The sequence below is a fragment of the Pseudodesulfovibrio nedwellii genome (assembly GCF_027923765.1).
Classification (GTDB): domain Bacteria; phylum Desulfobacterota; class Desulfovibrionia; order Desulfovibrionales; family Desulfovibrionaceae; genus Pseudodesulfovibrio; species Pseudodesulfovibrio nedwellii.
The window spans coordinates 1,463,789-1,483,912 of the sequence record NZ_AP026709.1; the positions used below are offsets into that span (position 1 = coordinate 1,463,789).

The window sequence follows — 20,124 nt, forward strand, 5'->3', positions numbered from 1 at the left end:
ACGGACATAACATACTCCTCCCCTCAAACTGCGTCAATATGAGCGATCATTCATTCGATAAAGAACAAAAAAGACTTTGCAAATTAAATGCCGCAATTCCCTTAAGTTACGACAACTTTCCGATCACCCATAACAATCATGGTCTAAGAGGGGAATCCACGCCCGCAATCGTGCCAAAATTCAAGCCTCATTGTCTGGCAAACGTTTCGCAAAATCGCGCGACAGTGTAAAATGGCGAATAAAATCAACACGCCAACTTTTCATTTATCAACAAAATAATACAATAGATTCAATAGCATGCCGATTACAACGCCATCCCCCGCGAATGCAGGCACGGCCTATGCAATCTCTTGTGACATTACTGAGGAAAAAATTCATCAATAAGGAGAATTCATAATGGAAATCAATTTTACCGTACATGGACATTCCTGTGATCTAGCACTGCACCCCATATCCGAAAAGACCGCACACATCATCAACGAGTACGGCTCTGACGTTTACGCCATGAAGGCCCTTGAATGGTGGCGCAAGGGAAAGACCGCCACATGGGGAATGCGCATTGATGACGTTTGTCACGTTCAAGTAACAGTGGATGGTGACCCCATTGAATTCGATACCAATCTGATCACAGCCGATCCTTTAAAGATCAGACGCAGAATGTACCTTGATAGTAAGGCAAAGTACGTATGCGTCCTTGGTTTCGACAACGAACTCTGCAAGTTCTCCTGGCAGTGGACTACTCCCGGTGCTTTTGATCCTTCCAAGTTCGAATTCATGGTCCACCAATGGGACAGAATCATGGGTGAAACAGGCTACTTCATCCTTGATGAAATTCGTTACGACAATACTTTTGCAAATAATCACGACTGGTGTGACGCTTCCGGCTACTCACTGGTCCCACCACGTATCATTGATCTTGATGAGGTCAGACGGGAACTTTCTTTGGGAGCCCCCGAGCATGAAGGCCCGCCTTTCCCCTCACCGCACGTCACGGCACAAACAGCCTCGGAATAGGTCCAACCGCCCTTCCTCTGGGGTTTATCACAAACACCCCTATAAAAGCCCCCGTACCTTCTGGTGCGGGGGCTGAATTATGCTAAAATCCACTGTTATTTATTTTCATTCGGGGAGGCTGACGGCTTCTGCCTGAGGAGCACTATTTTCTTCATTGACCCCGCCATCACTTTCAACATCAAGAACGGGCAGGAGCCGCATGGAAACCGTTGTCCCATGCCCCGACTTGCTGGCAATTTCCACGGTCCCGCCAAAATCTTCCACAATCTTCTTGATCATGGCCAGACCAAGACCATTTCCATCTTCCTTGGTCGAATAAAAGGGGTTAAAAACCTTTCCCAACTCCTGCTCGGCCATTCCGACTCCCGAATCCTTCACGTTCAACACAACCTCGCCATTCTCCAATACCAAATCGAGAAGAATGGCCCCACCATCGGGCATTGCCTCAATGCTGTTCTTGATAAGATTGACGATACACTGCTTGAGTGCATCCGCCTCCCCCTTTACTGGTGGCAACGACGACGCCTTCACTTCAATGGAATACCCTTGTTTACCATAACCAACAGCCATCAATTCCGCGACATCCTGACAAACATTTACGATATCAACATTCTCGCCCCCGAATCGGGTGGGACGGGCAAAATTCAACATATTGCTCAACATTCGATCTAACCGTTGAGTTTCATCAACTATAATCTGTGCCTTTTCCCGATCCTTTGCATCGAGATTCGATGATTTTAGCAAAGAATTAGCAAAACCACCCACGGCAAAAAGCGGATTACGAATTTCATGGGCCAGATACGTGGACATCTCGCCGATTATGGCAAACTTATCTCGCTGATGTTGGAATTTCTCACGATGTGTTCGTTCCGTAATATCCCGATGCATAACCATTACATGTGTCATATTCCCTCTGATGTCATAGATCGGATAGGCATATAACCGGTAATATTGCAGCAAACCGTTCCCATTGATCCGTGTGACCAATGATTCTTCCTTTTTCCCACTTTTCAATGTCGCATGAAACGGACAAGCCGAATCCAAATCATTACAGAAAATCGAACCGTCCCGCAGTCTGGCCGCATGCCAACACGGTTTGCCCAAAAGCTCCTTTCGCGAAACACCCGCCCGTTGCCAAACCATACGATTCAAATCCGTGATAATACCATTCTTGTCGAGCAGGAAGATATCCTCCCGGATTTCATCAATAATGGATTGAAGCAATGTCCGTTGGTGATCCAAATGATTCATGTAGTTGCTCTTGACCAGAGCCATGTCGTGTAGACCACACAAAAACACAAACTCTCGGTGGTCCATGAGAGAAACTCTTTCAGGAAGCGACTGTCGCAAACGGCAGCGTGTACTGCGATTGCCGGTGATCTCAACAACCAAATTTATTTCCGGGTGCATGTCGAGCATCTCCGCCCAGGTTGCATAGACAGGACAGGAAACACCGTCCAATTCTCGCAATACGGTCTCGGTTTCACCTTCATGGCTGACTGCGAGCAATCGTATTTCCGGCAGAAACTCTCGGAAGGCTTCGTTGTAAATGATATCCACCAAAACCTTCAGTCCATTCCCAACACCGACAACTCCAATATTAAATGGCCCCAAGGCTCCATTCCAATAACAAAATCCCATATTTTCATAGCTAAAATCATTCACGCTTAACTCCTGTATATTTCATCGCAAAAAAATAATGTTGCATATGGTTATCCACCAAAGAAATGAAGAATATCATCGATATGCCACGCCGCTACAAAGCCGGTCAGGGACATTGTAACGGTGTAGGGCAAGGCCAAAACGACCATCCGCCCATACGACAACCGGATAACCGGTGCCAATGCGGAAGTAAGAAGGAAGAGAAACGCAGCCTGCCCGTTGGGTGTTGCTACACTCGGAATATTCGTACCGGTGTTGATGGCCACGGCCAGCTTGTCGAAATTCTCCATAATGGCACCAACCTGTTGCGCAGCACTTGCCGGAAGGCCAGCCAGGACCTCGGCCCTCGACAAAAGCGGGTCCGTCAACATGTCCATGAGCTGACTGCCCGCCATGGCAATACCGGGGACAGCGTCAAGCATCTGCGTAAAGTGCATCTTGGTTTCGGAAATATACACCGTTGCCACAAAGACGTTGTCAGAAATCATCGAAAGCACACCATTAGCAGCATAATAAGCGGCCATCTGGGTCTGCCCTTCCAAGCCAAGGACATAATCAATGACTGGCTTGAAAAGATGTTGATCGTGGATAACAGCAACAATCGAGAAAAAAACCACCAATAGTGCGGTAAAGGGCAAAGCCTCCTCAAAGGCATGGCCCAACTGATGTTCATCCGTCACACCGTTGAGCGCCGTCAACAAAACGATCACGGACAGACCGACGATACCTACAGCTGCCAAGTGAAACGCCAAGGCAATGATCAGCCAAATCGCGGCGAGTCCCTGAGTGACAAGCTTGGCCCGACCAGTTTTACCCAATTCGGCTTCACTCTCCATGGCTGTTTCCAACAGATGGGAACGGATATTTCCGGGAAGTAATGCGCCGTATCCAAAAATCTTAAATTTCTCGACCAGCACACAAGTGAGCAGCCCGACCACGAGCACTGGCATGGAAACAGGAGCAACCTTGATAAAAAAGGTGCTGAAATGCCAGCCCATCTCGGCTCCGATAAGCAAATTCTGCGGCTCACCCACCAACGTACAGACACCACCGAGGGCCGTACCGACAGCACCGTGCATCATCAAATTACGTAGGAAAGTTCTAAACTGGTACAATTCTTCGCGTGCAGTCTCCTTAACGAACTGATCACTGCACAGATCGTGTGTACAGAATCGGTCCTTGCCGGAAGCGAAACGGTGATACACGTTATAAAAACCATAGGCCACAGCGATAATAACAGCCGTGACAGTCAGGGCATCAAGAAACGCTGACAAGAACGCACCAGCCATACAAAAAAGCAACGAGATAAGCACCTTAGAACGGACCCTGATCAATATCCGGGTAAAGGTAAATTGAAGCAGATCTTTCATGAAATAAATACCTGCCACCATGAAAATCAGCAGGAGTATCACTTCAAAGTTGGCAAGCGTTTCATGATACACGCTTTCGGGACGAGTCAAACCAAGGAATACCGCTTCAATAGCCAACAAACCGCCAGCAGGAAGAGGGTAACACTTCAAGGCCATGGCCAGTGTGAAGATGAATTCGCCGATAAGTACCCAGCCAGCGATGAAAGTCCCCGCACCATAGATAAGAACGGGGTTGAGAAGCAGAAAGCCCAAGATGGTCATTTTGTACCATTTGGGCGCATTGCCAAGAAAGTTAAGAGCGAAAGCCCTCGAAAGTGAAGTGGTCACAACGGTTCTCCCTGTGTTGCGTTTGTGGTTAAAGGTTCACATCAAATCATGGTCGAATTCTTGAAAAGCTGATCAATTTCTATCTCGTTATTACGAAGCTGCTTTTTCTCAATGGCTCTCTGCACAGTGCTAAGAATCTCCTCCACAGAAGCAGGTTTCACGAGGTAATCGAACACCCCACGCTGTAGAAGTTTTGTCGCGTCATTGATCGAAACATGTCCCGTCAGACAAATGGTTTCGACATCAAACCCCTGTAAACGGATTTCATTATACGTTTCTTCCCCGGAAAGTTCCGGCATTTTCAAATCAAGAAGGACAACGTCGAACCCGCCTGTCGCAAGCCTATTCAACGCATCCATACCGTCACTGGCTTCATCCACGGCATATCCTTTGGATCTCAAAATTCGAGCCATGGATTTCCGAAACCGTTCTTCATCATCAACAACCAAAATTCGCGCGTTGGTTTCCATCTGTACCTCTCAAGATTCAATAGGGATTCGGACGGTGAAGGCCGCACCTTCACCAGGGGCTGACTTTACGGTTATGTCACCCCTCAATTCATTGACGATACGCAGGCTGACCGAAAGCCCAAGTCCCGTCCCTTCGCCAGGAGCTTTCGTGGTATAAAACGGATTAAACACTCGCTTGAGATCTTCCGGAGGGATACCCGGGCCAGTATCCCGTACTTCAATGCACACCATACTTTTTTCACAAAAGGTGGACACGAAGATAACGCCAATCTTTCCCATGGCCTGCACCGCGTTGATGAGCAGATTCAAAAAAACCTGCCGTAAAAGAGGGGGATCGGTCTTCACCATGGGCATGAGGTCATCAAACGCCCTGACAATCCAAATACTGTCAGTCCCGGATTCGCGCTCAACCAAAGACAACATGTCTTCCATAAGCAAATTGATATCCGCGAACTGAGAAACAGGACGACGATGCCGGGCGAAATCCAACAGTTTATGCGTTATTTCCGAACACCGCTCAACCTGACCAAAAATGGAATCAAGACTTCCCTGAATCTCACTCATCACCTCTGGAGGTGGGGGTGAGTCGAGCTGCATTCGCAACAACTCGACTTCACGCAAAATGATATTCAAGGGATTATTGATCTCATGCGCAATACCTGTGGAAATTTCTCCAAGAGCGAGCACTTTCTGCGATTGAATGAGTTCCTTCCCGAGACGGGACTGCTCAGCCGTTGCTTCATCGAGCCACCGGGCAGAGATACGAAGCAACCCCCACATTCCAACAATGATTGAGGCAATAATGGCCATGATAAAAGCATGTTCAAAAGGCGGGAATTTCCAGACAACAGCAGCGATCAACAAACAGGAAGCGGGATATACGTACTGCCCCAAACGGGCGACTCTTCTGACCCGCAACAACTTCATACGTCACCTCGGTCCAGCTTCTTCAGTCGGGAGTGTTCGCTGGCAGCCCTAATTCGTTCAAGCAAATCATCAATGGAAAAAGGCTTGAGAATATAATCGTAGGCACCGTGACTCATTCCGTCGATGCCCGACTTCACGGATCCGTGCCCGGTGAGCATGATGACGGACAACCCACCAAATCTCTTTCGGATCTCCTTGAGTGTTTCTATGCCGCTCAAACCCGGCATTTTGACGTCAAGAATGAGGACATCCACAGGACTCTTACGCAGACTTTCAAGAGCGACCTCACCACTAGTGGCAACATCAACGTCGATATTTCTTTTTGACAATCGACGTTTAATCAACTTCAGAAAATCCGGTTCATCATCGACAACGAGTACCTTTATTCGAGTCATGCTTCCTCCTGGCAGTCAGGGAAATACGGGCAGGTCAACGGCAGGGAAATACTAAAAACAGTCCCATGACCGCGTTTGCTGTCCACACTGATCTTGCCACCCAATTTCTTGAGGGTGGTGTAAACAATAGACAACCCGAGACCGGTGCCTTCCCCGGTGGCTTTGGTGGTAAAAAACGGATCAAAAACCTTATTGATATGCTCTTCCGGTATCCCTTCGCCGCTGTCTTCGATTTCAACAATCACCCGGTCTTTGTCCCCACGGGTGGTCAACGAGATGGAACCGTTTTCGCCGATGGCGTCGATGGCATTTTCAAGCAGATTCAGCATGACCTGCTGCACCTGATTAGAATCGGTTGTGATCAACGGAAGATCCTGATCGAAATTGCGCACCACTTCAATATTCCGATGACGAGTCTCATTTTCAAGGAATGAAAAGGTCTGCATAGCCAACATATTAAGATCCACATCTTCGTGAAGTGGCTCCATACGACGAGCAAAACCGAGCATCCGATGCGTGACAGTCCGCGCCCTTTCCACATGCCGATCGATGTCGTCCGTGGCTTCCTGCAAATCATCCACAGCTTCGCCTTCACCGAGTTCTCCATCATTAATGATGTCTCGTATCCACCCGGCACTCTCACGTATGATGGACAATGGATTGTTGATTTCATGGGCCACCCCAGCGGCCAGTTTACCAAGCGAAGCCATTTTGCTTGATTGCATGACTGCAGCGTCCATGGCCGCCCGTTGTCGATCCGATGTCCTGAGTTTTGACACAACAGAAGACACGGAAATATACGCCCCGATGAAAACCATCAGCGCACAAATCGAAAGCAATGTGAATATGAGAGACTGTGTCCGCAAAAGCGGTGACAATTCCTCTTCTGGATTCTCAATGATGATAAGCCGCCACCCAGCATGGGCCAAAGGCGTAATACCGGCGATAAACGGGGTACCGTTTTTCTCCCAATCAACGATCTCGACATCATTTTCACCACGATATTCTGGAAGTTCTGCCTGAGACAGCACCTTGCCACCGAAACGAGACGGCGTCTGGAGCGCGTAATCTCTGTTAACGAGATAGGCATCTCCCTGCCTGCCGATACGAACATTGCGAACAAGAGACGTAAATACGTCGGAATCAATAGTGGCTCTGAGTATCCACGTAATATCCCCTTCCCGCCTTTTGACCGCTATGATGAAATGCGGAAAATTTCTAAATCCCATAAAAACGTCACTGATATACAACCCCTTGAGCATTACCTGATTAAACCAGGGTTCATCCTTGTAATTGACATCTTTGAGATCAAAGGGACCACAATACGCTTCATGCCGTCCGTCCTGCCCTATGACGCCTATGTCTATAAAAGAATGTGACGCCTGCTGAATGGTATTAAACACCTCATGCAGGTAGGTCTGATCCGTCATGTCGGCAAAGGAATGCATATCGGCGAGAAGCTGCAACTGGACAACCCGCTCAGTCAAAAACATATCGATAGCATCACGCTTGTTACTTGCCACAAGCCGCAAATTGCTCGTCAGCTTTTCTTCATATGACTGACTAAATTCAGCGTGGATGACATACCCCAACACAAAGAGTGGAATAAGCGAAAGGCTCAAAGTAATAAGAACAAGTGTCCACCGCAATTTCCTGTATGATGAAGTCGTCATGCTCCGCACCTCCAATCCTGAGATTCTTCAGCAGTTCCCGACAAAAGCGCACCGATGTCCGCTGTAAACTTCTGTCCGTACCGACTGATGGAATCAGGGTCAGCCGCGACCATATCGACTTGACGGGTATGCACCAGCAGGTACCCAGCCACGACAAGGGCTTGTTCTACGGCTTCCTTTTCCACACCTTCAATCCGTGCAAACAGGGCGTCATCCCGTACTTCCACGATAAACCCATACCGTTCCAATATTTCACCAATCATATTCGCTCTGCGGGAACGCCGCACAATATCTGCACCGCCTCCCTTAAACTGAAAGAGTGCATAATTTTCAACGGGTGTATCACCGGCAAAACCTTCAATGGTACAAAAATGAAATCCGAAACGGGACTGGAGATTGCAATAATGCCGACCGACAGTGAAATAGTTACGATCGCCCATACTGTTGGCCATTCCCGGAGCCAATGCCGGGTTACATGCAGCTTCGGAAAAAACCGACATAAGTCCACCGGGAGCGACCGGCGGAGGGCCATCCCAAGGTATGGCGGTCATCCCTCGCCACAAGGCCTTCATTGTATTGGACCGGATGTCATCCAGACAAACGCGCGTATTATCACACGACTCAGCGGTACCGCCGCCAATATCAATGAGCCAGTACTGCATGGGCATCTTGCCGACCAGCTTTCGTGCATTTGCCGTCAACTGCTCCCCGCCCATAAACATTTCATTGACGGCCTTCTCATGGCAAAACCTTGTAATATCATGCAAAGACACACAATTCTCTGGAGAAAATTGCGGCGACTCAGGATCGGTCAGCGAAAGCGGCACGATATATGGCATCATCCGTTGTAATGCCAAATGCACTTCATTGCTTGAAGGCGATGAAACAGAATCCACGGATTCATCAATCTGAGACTGCCTCATACCGAGATAAATATTTCCGTTGTCAGCATTAATAGTGACGACACCAACTCCGGATAACTGCTCGACAGCACCCGGTCCGGCGATCAGATAGGGCTTGCCAAACTCTCTGGCAACATTGGCAAGATGCCCGACCGGACTGCCATATTCGGTCACCAGCCCACTGACTTGTGACATCAACACTGACAGATGAGGCCGCGCACTTCGTGCCAGCAAAATACCACTCTCCGGGAACTGGGACATATCTTCATCCGATGCAATGAGAGCCACACGGCCTGCTGCAACGCCGGGACTTGCAACAACACAGGAATGCAGAAGGATGGAGGCAGCGTCTTCGTCGTTATTCGTATGCGGTAATACCTCCTCATGTGGCACACACACGGACAAAGGACGGCACTGAAGAATGACAATACGACCATCGCGGGCTAATGCCCATTCGATATCCTGAGGAGAACCAAAATGACTTTCGATGCGAAGGGCCAGCCAAACAAGCTGTTGGATAACCGAATCCGAAACTGACGGGGCCACGCTCCTGTCACCATAAAGTTTTTCTTTGCTTATACGACCGCCGGAAGTCTTCACGTAACAGACTTCCTTTGCCGCGATATCCTTGCTTCGGATTGCCAAGGACACACGTTCGACCACCCAGGAATCGACCAGAGAGCACCCATCAACGACGGTTCGGGGAAGTCCTGGCACCGCGTTGACGACTACACGCCCATCGTCATGTCCCATGGGAGACCGGGTATAAATGACACCTCCGGCCTTTGCGTCGATCATTTCCATACAGGCAACGCACATGACCACAGCGTCATCACGCAACCCTCGATTGAGCCGATACGCCATGGCCGTGGCCGAATATGCACTGGCTAAAACGCTTCTGTACGCTTCCAGTACGTCGCCAGCCTTGACCCCAAGCTTCGACATGAACTGTCCTGCAAAACTGGCATCTTCGGAATCTTCACCCACAGCACTACTACGGACGGCCATTCTGACGTTACCAAGTTTCCTGCATTTTTTAATAACTGCCTGCTCGATATCCTGCGGAATCACCGTCATATCGATAGCATGTCGGATGCTCTCCTCAAGAAGACGCAACCCGTCCAAGGTCTCATTGTCGTGTATCTGGATCAGCCGGTTGATCTCATCACCAAGCCCGGATCGCTCCATAAACAAATGGTACGACGAGGCAGTAATGGAAAACCCACGGGGGACTTCCACTCCAAGCGCTGCCTTTACTTCACCAAGCATGGCCATCTTTGACCCCGTCTGTGGTAAGGAATCAGCCCTTATGTCTTCCATCTGCAAAACCAGTGGCCCGGAACTTTGTTTCGTCCCTTCATCCATGGCCTTTTCCATGGAAAGGACGATATTATTGAACACATCACTAAGTTCGCCATATTTCCCAGGAGCCATGAGACACAATCGTTCGATCATCTGACGAACGCCGGAAGCAGCCTTGAGACATTGAGCCCTGACATGGGCCATGCTGAAAATACTTTCCGACTGTGCTTCTTCGGTTATCTGGGCCATGATTTCGAGCGCCTTGTTGTTGGCGGCTAACAACAGACGAAAATTCTCGGTCTTGGCAAGAAAGCGCTCCCTGTCTTCATCATGTCCGGCAGAAGATTTGCGAATGCAATTAAACAGAGTCTTGAAGAGGGTCTGCATGTGTTCATCCTCCAGCCATTACACCTGTGTACGATGTCTGGATCTGACAGCATCCAGCACCTTGAAATACAACTCATCAGTCCCTACCGGCTTAAGCAGGAAATCAAAGGCACCGATGTCCATCCCTTCAATCATGGTTTGAGAATTGGCATGTCCCGTGAGGATGATCACCGGGAGATTTGGCTTGATGGCTTTGATACGACGCAACGTTTCAATGCCATTCATCTCAGGCATCATGACGTCGAGAATAACTACGTCGAAATCAATAACCCGAATTTTGTCTATAGCCTCCTGTCCACTGGACGCGATAGTAATGTCGGCGTTTCTACGAACAAAGCGTCGGGCGTATACTGTAAGAAAATCCTTTTCATCATCAACAAGAAGCAATTTTATCTTCTGCATGGGAATCTCCGATCAACATTGTCCACGTCTGGCCGGGGGCGGGGCAAGCCCCCGGCCTGGATGGGGAGGGTAAGGATTATATGCACCAATACGTTTGCGCCGAATCGGTCACATCCTCACAGAAATACTGCCCGCAATTCAAGAACCAGAGGAGCTGCGGCCCAAAAAAATACCAACAACAAGAAAGCTGTCGTCGCAACAATCACAGCAGCCTTGAGCTTGCTTACCTCAGCCACCTTGAACAGCCCGACGCCCACGAGCACGGCCCGTACTGGCTCCATCACAATGGCAAGTCCAGGAATCCAGGAAATGACCATGACCGCGCCGCTGGCATAGGCGTACACATTAAAAACCTTGCCATATGGCACTTTGCCCTGACCGGTCATGCCAAGCAGAATAAAACTAAAAGCCGCTCCAAGTGCAGGCATAAGCACCGCGTTAACCATCATGACCACACCCATGGCCAACGAATTCTCAAAAAAATACGTCATGCTCACGGAACAATAAAAAATTCCTGAAATCATGAGAAAGAACAAAGCTCGACGCGACCCGGACTCCAACGCGACCTGTTCAAAATGCCGAGCCGGTGACCGCATGACATGAAAAATAACGTCAAAATATTCCCTGATGCCCATTCTGGCGTCTGCTGCGCATGTTGCTTTCATTATTCCTGCTCCCTAAAAAAAATCTCGTGAATATTCGACCACACCCCAAATGAGCATGACCATGGTCATGACGAACAACACTCGCCGTTCAGTCTGCTTTGTAAAATACGTCACACCCTTTTCATGAACGAAAAACTTTTTGCGTTTCTTTTCCTGTGTCATGATGAATCTCCTGTTAGAATCGACGACCCGCCCGAGGACGGGCCGCCGGAGTATTACGGTTGTTTCAGCATCGTCAGAACGATGGAAGATCATTGAATCCGATACCGGTCCAATAAACCGCTGTCAGAAGCACAATCACAATATTCGCAATGAACCACATCGGGATACCAACCCTCACATAATCCTTGGGTTCCAGATAACCGGACGCATAAACGATGGCGTTTGGCGGCGTACCGATAATCAGGCAATAAGCGAAGGATGACGCCACAGCTGTGGACATTGCCATGAACGGCAGGAATGTGGTGCCGGGATGAACAATGCTTGCCAAGTTAAGGGTGATGGGACCGACTGCGGCTGCTGCCGGACCATCGGCCATCAGGTTTGTCAGGACGGCTGTCAGACCATTGGAGGTGAGCATCAGCGGGATGCCTTCGCTCATGCCCAACGGAGCCAGCATGTCGATGACGGACTGAGCCAACCAGTAAGCAGCACCGGTCTTATCGAGGGTCCGACCAAAAATAATCGCGCCCGCGTACAACCAGACAACACCCCAGTCGACCTTTTCCTGATAATCACGCCAGTTGACAACGCCTGCCAGCAAGTAAGCCACAGCACCGCCAACCGCGATGACACCAATGCCAAGACGAATGGGGTAAATACCCATATTGAAGAAAGCCTTTTCGGTGAACCATCCGAAAACCATGATGATAAAAATGACCATGGCCCAAATCTGATGCTTGTTCCACTTACCCATCTTGTCAATTTCGCCTTCCAGATGGCGCATGGCCGGAGCAAGGGAAGTAATGCGTGGCTTGAAGATCATGTTGGTGATGAGCCACGTGCACGGAATCATGACAATAACGAACGGCATACAATAGCCGATCCACTGGGCGTACCCGATATCCATACCGAACATGTCACTCAAGTATGTCATCATAATGACGTTACGAGCGCCGCCGGACGGAGCACCAGGACCACCGATATTACATGCCATAGCGATGGCAATCATCAACATCTTGGCGAGTTCCTTGTCCTCCGGGATCTCGTCAGTCAGGCTGTTCTGATAAAGCAGCATACCAATGGGGAGAAACATGGCTGCCAGCGCGTGGTCAGAAATGAACGCCGCCAGCGGGCTGATTACGACAAAGAATATCAATGTAATCCAGCGCACATTTGGCACTGCCAATTTACGGAACATCATCAAGCACATACGCTTGTCCACGCCCGTTTTGACAAAGGCCGCCGCGAACATGAGTGAACCCATGATAAACCAGCAGGCGTCAGACCAATACAGACCGGCCACCTGGCTTCGTGAAACGACTCCAGAGAAAACAAGAATCAATCCGATACAAAAGGCCACACCCGGAAGTGGCATGCACTCGGTCATGAAACAGAAGACAACAAACACCACGAGGGCGATCGCGACCTTGATCTTCCATGCTCCCTTATCCGCGTTCACCTTGTCTCTGTCCGAAAGGTTGTCATACTTGAGCCCCTTCGTCCTCATCTTGAACGCACTCTGCATAACCGCCATATAGGCTTCAGCTGGCACGGAATCCACGACATACTTCATGGACCGTTGGAAGTTGATCGAATCAACAGGAATCTTGTACTTCTTCGCCCACTTCACATCGCGCTTCATGAACCGTTCTTTAGACAAGGCCCCCATGCGCATGTTTTGTTCCATCATACGGGCGGTCAGCACCTGCCATTGCTCACAATCAGAACTCGTTTTACCAAAAAGTTCTTGAGCGATAAACTGGGTCACGACCTTAGGACCAATCGAATACTGCATTCCAACGTTCTTCATCCCATCGGGAGTAGGAAGAAGAATAATGACAGTAAAAATTATCACCGGAATTATTAATAGCTTCCAATTGACGAACTTATCGTAACCGGTCGCCTTTTTCTTTTCTTGAGCCATTTTTAACCTCTGTGTGTTGAACTTCAATCAAAGTCAGCTGGATGAAATGATCTTTGCGACCTCGTAGAACAGCTCTTGCTCTCGAACGATACCGACATCCTTGCCGTTGGCCTGAACCAGCATGCGCCGTGCAGGAAGTGTCACCATGGTGTCGGCAACTTCCATGAGATTGGCCTCTGCATCGATGACGGGAAGTGAATCGGACATGAAAGTCCGAACGGGCTTGTCCACGATTTCCTTGACTCTGGAAGTGAAAAGCCCCTGCCAGAACATGGCAGAATATTGAAGAGTGTCGGCCATCGACGGCTTAGGAACCGAGAGATACTCGGGCCTTACCGCATCGATGAGATCCAACGGGCTGAGAATACCGACCACAGTATTATTGGAACCGGTCACCACCACTGAACGGTGGCCTGTGTCCATGAGTCGATCCGTGGCCATGAATTCGCGCATAGCATTTTCAAGGGCGGCGATAGCGTCACGGACAGTGCTGTCAATGTCGATTCTCGTATATCTTTCAAGGGGGATCATAATGTCCCCGGCCATTTTTTCGATGTAAGCGACTTTGGTTGCGTACTCGTAAGCGTCCTGAATTTTGGCACTCAACAAGTCCACGTCGCAGGGTTTTGCAAGGTAGTCGAACGCACCGGTTTCATAGGCTTTCCGTGCACCCGGGACATCACCGTGACCGGTCAGCATGATAACCGGTGTATCCGGCTGCCGTTCCTTGATGATTTTCAAAGTGGCATGCCCATCCAATCCGCTCATTTTCACGTCCAGAATGACCACGTCGGGACCCTGGCTCATTTTTTCCAAAGCCTCTTCACCACTTTCTGCAAGTATTGTTTCAAACCCTTTACGGGCCAATATCTTAGCCGTCGTGGTACGGAAGCGTTCCTCATCATCGACCATGAGGACCTTGATCTTAACCATTTCAACCTCCTAGTGTTATCTAACGCAGGCCACCCTGCCCACCGGTCGCTTCGACCATGCGGGCAGAATGAATTTTCTGTTTTTGAAGCGTTACCTTTTCAAAAGCCTCCTCTGCCTTTCCAAGAAAATCCTTCATACTGACAGGCTTGATAAGATAATCCAGCGCACCGAGCTTTAAACATTCCACGGCGGTCTCCATCGTGGCATGTCCAGTCAAGATGATGACTTCCATGAGAGGGTAGTTCTTCTTGATGCGCTGCAAAGCTTCCATTCCGTCCATGCCAGGCATTTTGATATCGAGAAACACGACATCAACTGCTTGCTCTTCCAGGATACTCAGAGCATCCTTGCCAGACGAAGCTGTCAGGGCATAAATGCCCATTTTCTCGAAAAGTTTTTTTGTCGTGCTCAGCAGACGTTCTTCATCGTCTACAAGCAAAATTTTCAATTGTTCCATGGTGTCACCGTCTATTTGACCTGCTTGATAATTCGTGAACAATGGCTTCTCTTTAGCAACCGGTGTGCCATTTGTAACACACTGATTTAAATGAATTTTAAATGGCAATATCTATTGCAATATCTAATTGCCAGATTTAAATTCACACAATATAAAGAGAAAAGAAGGCAAGAAAATAAGCGGGAATGAAACAGAAGGATTCATTATTCTTCAGAAATAACAGGCCAAATTTCAGAACAGAAACGAACTTTACGATATGGCAAGGCATGGATGATGCACGGTACAAAACATATATTACCAACAGAAATTACGGAGAATGCCTTGCTTACAGATCTTTTTCACTACGACAAAAATGACTACAAGCTTCTCGAAATTCTTGATGACCTTTTGACAAGGGAAGTCGACAGGTCCAATTTCAAGACGCTTCTTGAGCCATATCTTAAGCCGCACGGCATCAAGGAACTCGCAGCAGAACGAGGACTCAGAATCGCCTATGCGATCATGCACCTGCTCCAATCCTTAAAATCTGATCAAGCGTCAGACAGGACTAAAGCTCTTATCGCACTTCGTGACGAAACTATGTCCGCAGCCGGTGGAGGTATGCGCAACAACAGGGCCAGAGTGCTCCTCCAGATAGGCAAGGAACTGATTCGAGCCAGGAGAGATAAAGACAAGCAGCTTGCCCTGGCACATGAATTCAGGAAAGCGGCAATTGGTAAAACCCGTTTCATTCGTCAACAGTTGAAAAAATACCATTTGCTCGAAATGCCTGAGGAATGGAATCAGGTCACTTTCGATGACCGTGTACACGATGCCAACAGCAAAGGCAGAAAATCAGCGACCCATCTCATTATGGACGCATGGATCAAAGGTATCCGCCGCCTGACAGTCGTTTATTACGACTTCATGGAACCATCTGTTGCCAGAGAATTATTCGCTTCAGCCCAGATTCTGGGCATTACCGTCTCAGTGGGCATTGAATACAAGGCTCGATTCGGCGACCGATTCGTCAAGATTGTTTGGGGACCTGAAGGATTGCAGGACAATGCAGACATTGAAGGCTTTTTCAAACGTGAATCCGTTCTTGAATTAATGCAGCAGGGACGCGAAGTTCAGGCATACAGGACATGGTATGTTCAATCTGCCACAGAAGCATTCAACGACGTTCACAGAAAATCGATCCGCCAAGAATTCGGTATTAACCTTCCCCGCATCGAATACAAGGATGTCGCCAAAACCATTGGCACAGGCCAGCCGTCCATTTTTCACCTCGGTAATCATATCCATGAAATAGCGCTGCCCTTATTCGCTGACCGTGTTATTGAATTAAAGGCGGAATATGCAAATGCGGACTATGACACACGGGCTTCCATTGCTATGCATCTGGAATCACTCGATTCCCTCGACGCAGACACTATTATTGCGCGGTATCTCGTTCCAGAGGAAAATCCAGAAATTTCCGATCCCGACACCCCCTCTGCTGACGGGTCCGGCCCAAAATTGTTGCAACTCTCTCCGGCAGAACTAACAACCCGACTCCGCCGCGTCAGTTATACGAGCCAATTAACGCTGATTCTTTCGGAGCTTGATCTGTCCGATGCCATTGAGCTGTTGTACGATTGCAAAGGTCGAATTTCACACTTTGAAGTCTTTAATACCAAAAGTCTGACGGAATTCATTGTCCGTCATCGTAAACCCTTCAGCCTGTTGCAACGATCATTAAACGAACAGAACGCTGTCACGCTCAAACGAACAATTCGTCAATGTATCGAACAGCTTCAAGAAGAGAACTCGACCAAATCAAAAGAAAAGGCAGAACGACTCTTAGCCATTCTTTCCGACTTCAGTGCGCTTCTGGATTACTACAAACGCTCACCGCTCAGAGCCAAAATCGGCAGTGGGTCGACTGGTCGTTCTACCCGATCCCATGGCATGGGATTCGCCGTAATAGATACACTTCCGCTCAGATCACAGCAGGAAATCCGCAACAGGACGACGTCAAACTGCATCCCGGTATCAGGCATCGCAACCCAATCCATAGAATTCATCCCGCCACGCAATAAAATCATCCGCTCCGGGGGGATTGCCAAAGCCCTTTGCCATATGCCGGGTTTGCGAAGCCTGATGTGCAAAACTAAGCATAGTTGGCACATTGCCGGATACCATGTTGACGATGCGGGATGCGGCAATGTCGTTTCTCTGGGTGGCATGAATCAGGAAGGAAATGGATTGAGTCTTTATGATGATGAAAAATCTCCGCATCGGCCATCAACGGGGACACTCAACACCGTACTAAAAAACGCTGCAAAAATCGTCATTGGCTTCATCCCTGCATTCCTGACATTCTCATTGACCAAAGACTGGTGGATACTGGCATATCTTGGCGGCGTGATCTGGTTTTCCATTACAGGCTTGCGAAACGTTATCCAGTCCATCCTCGGAGGAGGAGGATTGCGACGCTCGCCATATCTGACCTGGAACGATTATATCGACTGGGAACGCATATCTGACTCTCTGCTCTACACCGGATTTTCCGTGCCGCTGCTGGATTGGCTTTGCAAAACAGTTGTCCTTGATCAAAGCTTCGGCATCACGACCATGACCAGCCCGCTCTTGCTATACTCCATCATGGCCATCACCAATGGCGTATATATTTCCAGTCATAATATCATCAGGGGATTACCTCGAAAAGCCGCCATCGGAAACTTCTTCAGAAGTGTTTTATCCATTCCCGTAGCCATGCTCTTCAACTGGGGCGTTGGTCTTATTTTGATAGCTTCGGGAAACACAGATACTGCTGCGGTTCTTCAACTCTGGGCAGCGGTCATATCCAAGCTGGCATCAGACTGCGTAGCCGGTGTTATCGAAGGGCTTGCGGACAGAGGACGAAACATTGCCATGCGGCATTGGGATTACTCTGAAAAAATCAAACAAATCATCGAAATATTTTCACGACTGGAAATTGAATTTCCGACTCGAGACATGCTCAAGACATTGAATTCTCCAGATGATTTCATTGAGCTGTCCAAGAACACAACGCCAAACCATGTCCCGGAAGTTATCGCCAACGCGCTAGACCTCCTCTACATCCGCACCTACAAACCGCGCGCAAGAGAAGCTCTTCGGCAAGCATTGGAAAGCATGAACCGAGATGAACTCGAAGTGTTCATGGCGTCCCAACAAATCCTTTCTCAGGAAAAGACTATTGCACGTCTGTTTGTTGATGGTTTAGTCGGCCGAAATTTCCCCAAGGCATTGGCCTTTTATTTACTGCGATATCCCGACTACCTGCATGAACTGGACTCTCTAGCAACCCATTATAGAAGACAGCCGGACATTTAAGACCACTAACGCCGATTCGACAGACCTGGCAATGTAATAACAAACGTGGTTCCTTCACCCCGAACGCTTTCAACATTCAATTCGCCACCAAGCGAATCAATAATGGTGTGACTGACTGGAAGTCCCATGCCCGTGCCTTGCCCCGGAGGTTTTGTCGTATAAAATGGAAGGAATATTTTATTCTGGATATCCTTTGACATACCAGTGCCATTGTCAGCGACACGGATAACAGCGCTCCCCTGAATATTCTTCACGGAAACGCAAATTTCACCACCTTCCGTCCCGTGCCTGTCCACCACTGCATAAATGGCGTTGTTCAGCAAATTAATCATGACCTGCTGTAACTGTCCGGGATCGGCTGCAATGGTTGGAGATTTGTCATCAACTTCAAATTGCAAACGAATACCATGAACCTCTGCCTTGGCCTGAATCATTGCCCCGACTTCAGGAATATATGTTGTCAAAACCACAGGCTGTAATTCCGGCGCATCATGTCTACCGAAACGCAAAATTTCACGGGTTATTGCGGCGCATCGTCCAATCTGAATGGAGAACTGATCGACAACCTCCTGAGCTTCTGCACACAAATCAGCATCAGTCCCCTTTTCAACCAAATCACTCAAAGTTAATTCCAACAAAGCGGTATCGGTCTTCATGACCTGCAAGGGATTGTTGATTTCATGAGCAAAACCCGCCGCCATTTCACCAAGTTCAGCCAGACGGGCTGCTTGAAGCAATTGATTCTCCAAAATATCAACCTCTTCAGCCTGCCGTTGTAATGTATCCAAAACCCGACGACTAACGATCACGGCCAAAAAGATTATAACACCACCACCGCACACCAATATCAACAGAACCGTATACGACGCAGCCATGGTAGACTGAAACGCTTCTTCCTTCTTTTGACGAACAATCAAACGCCATTTCCCATCATTCATGGTCGCAGAGGCAAACAGATATTCCACATCCTGCTCTTTGCCAGTAAACGCCATGACTGATTCATCATGCGTTGGGTAGCTAAAGGCATCACGTTCCAATAATTCACCATAAGACCGGCGGTCTGTCTGAAAAATACCATCCCTGTTCAAAATATATGCTTCACCGGAATCTCCGATACTGACCTGCTCGACAAGTCGGCCAAACTGATTCGAATCGATGGAGGCTCGCAACACCCACACCTGTCCCTGAATACGACGAGCAACTGCCACAACAAAATGTGGAACATTCCTATAACCGAGGAACACATCGCTGACATAGTACCCCTGTTTAACGGCCTCACGATACCATGCAGTGTCCGAATAAAACTTACCGACTAAGTCATAAGGACCACTGTAAGCTGTTTGTCTCCCCTCCGGATCAATAACACCCATATCCTGAAACACATTCCCCGAAGCATGAAGTATTCGGCTGATTTCAGCCTGTCCAGCAGCACCGGACAAAGCATCGACCGAGGTGAGTGCCAGAATTGTTTCAAGGTCTGCCCGCCGCTCATCCAAAAAACCCACAATCATATTTCTATGGTCGATTGCCACTTGTTCAATGGCATTGGTCGCAAAATTCTTTGTGGTTTCAACATATGAATAAAATCCTATGACAGCTGCCAAAAACAACGGAACAGCCGGAACAATTATCATGGAGATAAAAAGCAGTCTGTGAACTCCGGTAAACATCGCGTTCTTATTCATAAAATTTCGCTGCCTGATTTTGCGCAAAACACTGCGAGTTAATTCTCAAATAATTACAAATATTTAACAAATCGCGCAAAGTAATATCGCATGATTGAAAAACCTCACACCTAATTAAGCAACCG

General features: G+C 48.4%; 16 protein-coding genes. 2 read left to right on the top strand and 14 right to left on the bottom strand.

Annotated features, from left to right (window positions below):
* Positions 1–396: 396 nt before the first annotated feature.
* Positions 397–1,014: a hypothetical protein gene (locus tag SYK_RS06995; protein WP_281762874.1), complete on the top strand. Its 618-nt coding sequence runs from the start codon at positions 397–399 to the stop codon at positions 1,012–1,014.
* Positions 1,015–1,119: 105 nt separating this feature from the next.
* Here the strand turns inward: SYK_RS06995 and SYK_RS07000 are convergent, their stop codons facing one another.
* The 13 genes from SYK_RS07000 to SYK_RS07060 form a co-directional block, all read right to left on the bottom strand.
* Entirely contained in the window at positions 1,120–2,679 is a 1,560-nt protein-coding gene (locus tag SYK_RS07000; protein WP_281762875.1) for a two-component system sensor histidine kinase NtrB, read from the bottom strand.
* A gap of 47 nt (positions 2,680–2,726) precedes the next feature.
* Positions 2,727–4,373 (bottom strand): sodium/proton antiporter NhaB, encoded by a 1,647-nt coding sequence (gene nhaB, locus SYK_RS07005; RefSeq protein WP_281762876.1) that lies wholly within the window; start codon positions 4,371–4,373, stop codon positions 2,727–2,729.
* A gap of 41 nt (positions 4,374–4,414) precedes the next feature.
* On the bottom strand, positions 4,415–4,843 hold the full coding sequence (locus SYK_RS07010; RefSeq protein ID WP_281762877.1) for a response regulator: 429 nt from the start codon (positions 4,841–4,843) through the stop codon (positions 4,415–4,417).
* A gap of 9 nt (positions 4,844–4,852) precedes the next feature.
* Complete coding sequence (locus SYK_RS07015) at positions 4,853–5,770, bottom strand: sensor histidine kinase (protein WP_281762878.1); 918 nt, start codon at positions 5,768–5,770, stop codon at positions 4,853–4,855.
* A complete protein-coding gene (locus tag SYK_RS07020; protein WP_281762879.1) occupies positions 5,767–6,165 on the bottom strand; it encodes a response regulator in 399 nt (132 codons plus the stop codon). The genes SYK_RS07015 and SYK_RS07020 overlap by 4 nt, the downstream gene beginning before the upstream one ends.
* Positions 6,162–7,838 carry a sensor histidine kinase gene (locus tag SYK_RS07025; RefSeq protein WP_281762880.1) on the bottom strand — a complete coding sequence of 559 codons (1,677 nt, stop codon included), beginning with the start codon at positions 7,836–7,838 and terminating at the stop codon, positions 6,162–6,164. Before SYK_RS07025 ends, SYK_RS07020 begins: the two co-directional genes overlap by 4 nt.
* The gene (locus tag SYK_RS07030; protein WP_281762881.1) at positions 7,835–10,429 is read right to left on the bottom strand and encodes a PEP/pyruvate-binding domain-containing protein; all 2,595 of its coding nucleotides are present in this window, start codon (positions 10,427–10,429) and stop codon (positions 7,835–7,837) included. Before SYK_RS07030 ends, SYK_RS07025 begins: the two co-directional genes overlap by 4 nt.
* A gap of 18 nt (positions 10,430–10,447) precedes the next feature.
* Complete coding sequence (locus SYK_RS07035) at positions 10,448–10,831, bottom strand: response regulator (RefSeq protein ID WP_281762882.1); 384 nt, start codon at positions 10,829–10,831, stop codon at positions 10,448–10,450.
* Between the two features lie 116 nt (positions 10,832–10,947).
* Positions 10,948–11,496 carry a YIP1 family protein gene (locus tag SYK_RS07040; RefSeq protein ID WP_281762883.1) on the bottom strand — a complete coding sequence of 183 codons (549 nt, stop codon included), beginning with the start codon at positions 11,494–11,496 and terminating at the stop codon, positions 10,948–10,950.
* A 12-nt stretch (positions 11,497–11,508) separates the two neighbouring features.
* Complete coding sequence (locus SYK_RS07045) at positions 11,509–11,658, bottom strand: hypothetical protein (protein WP_281762884.1); 150 nt, start codon at positions 11,656–11,658, stop codon at positions 11,509–11,511.
* Positions 11,659–11,731: 73 nt separating this feature from the next.
* Positions 11,732–13,582 carry an SLC13 family permease gene (locus tag SYK_RS07050; protein WP_281762885.1) on the bottom strand — a complete coding sequence of 617 codons (1,851 nt, stop codon included), beginning with the start codon at positions 13,580–13,582 and terminating at the stop codon, positions 11,732–11,734.
* Positions 13,583–13,615: 33 nt separating this feature from the next.
* Positions 13,616–14,515 carry a response regulator gene (locus tag SYK_RS07055; RefSeq protein ID WP_281762886.1) on the bottom strand — a complete coding sequence of 300 codons (900 nt, stop codon included), beginning with the start codon at positions 14,513–14,515 and terminating at the stop codon, positions 13,616–13,618.
* Between the two features lie 19 nt (positions 14,516–14,534).
* Positions 14,535–14,972 (bottom strand): sigma-54-dependent transcriptional regulator, encoded by a 438-nt coding sequence (locus SYK_RS07060; RefSeq protein ID WP_281762887.1) that lies wholly within the window; start codon positions 14,970–14,972, stop codon positions 14,535–14,537.
* Positions 14,973–15,293: 321 nt separating this feature from the next.
* On the opposite strand from SYK_RS07060, the gene SYK_RS07065 reads away from it, so the two are divergent.
* The gene (locus SYK_RS07065) at positions 15,294–18,314 is read left to right on the top strand and encodes a hypothetical protein (RefSeq protein ID WP_281762888.1); all 3,021 of its coding nucleotides are present in this window, start codon (positions 15,294–15,296) and stop codon (positions 18,312–18,314) included.
* Positions 18,315–18,319: 5 nt separating this feature from the next.
* Here the strand turns inward: SYK_RS07065 and SYK_RS07070 are convergent, their stop codons facing one another.
* On the bottom strand, positions 18,320–19,999 hold the full coding sequence (locus SYK_RS07070; RefSeq protein ID WP_281762889.1) for a sensor histidine kinase: 1,680 nt from the start codon (positions 19,997–19,999) through the stop codon (positions 18,320–18,322).
* Positions 20,000–20,124: the final 125 nt, after the last annotated feature.

Excerpts from the sequence above, each read along its gene's own strand:
- SYK_RS07045 (WP_281762884.1), bottom strand. The coding sequence starts at position 11,658 with ATGACACAGGAAAAGAAACGCAAAAAGTTTTTCGTTCATGAAAAGGGT.
- SYK_RS07060 (WP_281762887.1), bottom strand. The coding sequence starts at position 14,972 with ATGGAACAATTGAAAATTTTGCTTGTAGACGATGAAGAACGTCTGCTG.
- SYK_RS06995 (WP_281762874.1), top strand. The coding sequence starts at position 397 with ATGGAAATCAATTTTACCGTACATGGACATTCCTGTGATCTAGCACTG.
- SYK_RS07010 (WP_281762877.1), bottom strand. The coding sequence starts at position 4,843 with ATGGAAACCAACGCGCGAATTTTGGTTGTTGATGATGAAGAACGGTTT.
- SYK_RS07030 (WP_281762881.1), bottom strand. The coding sequence starts at position 10,429 with ATGCAGACCCTCTTCAAGACTCTGTTTAATTGCATTCGCAAATCTTCT.
- SYK_RS07020 (WP_281762879.1), bottom strand. The coding sequence starts at position 6,165 with ATGACTCGAATAAAGGTACTCGTTGTCGATGATGAACCGGATTTTCTG.
- SYK_RS07015 (WP_281762878.1), bottom strand. The coding sequence starts at position 5,770 with ATGAAGTTGTTGCGGGTCAGAAGAGTCGCCCGTTTGGGGCAGTACGTA.
- SYK_RS07050 (WP_281762885.1), bottom strand. The coding sequence starts at position 13,582 with ATGGCTCAAGAAAAGAAAAAGGCGACCGGTTACGATAAGTTCGTCAAT.
- SYK_RS07035 (WP_281762882.1), bottom strand. The coding sequence starts at position 10,831 with ATGCAGAAGATAAAATTGCTTCTTGTTGATGATGAAAAGGATTTTCTT.
- SYK_RS07055 (WP_281762886.1), bottom strand. The coding sequence starts at position 14,515 with ATGGTTAAGATCAAGGTCCTCATGGTCGATGATGAGGAACGCTTCCGT.
- SYK_RS07025 (WP_281762880.1), bottom strand. The coding sequence starts at position 7,838 with ATGACGACTTCATCATACAGGAAATTGCGGTGGACACTTGTTCTTATT.
- SYK_RS07040 (WP_281762883.1), bottom strand. The coding sequence starts at position 11,496 with ATGAAAGCAACATGCGCAGCAGACGCCAGAATGGGCATCAGGGAATAT.
- SYK_RS07070 (WP_281762889.1), bottom strand. The coding sequence starts at position 19,999 with ATGAATAAGAACGCGATGTTTACCGGAGTTCACAGACTGCTTTTTATC.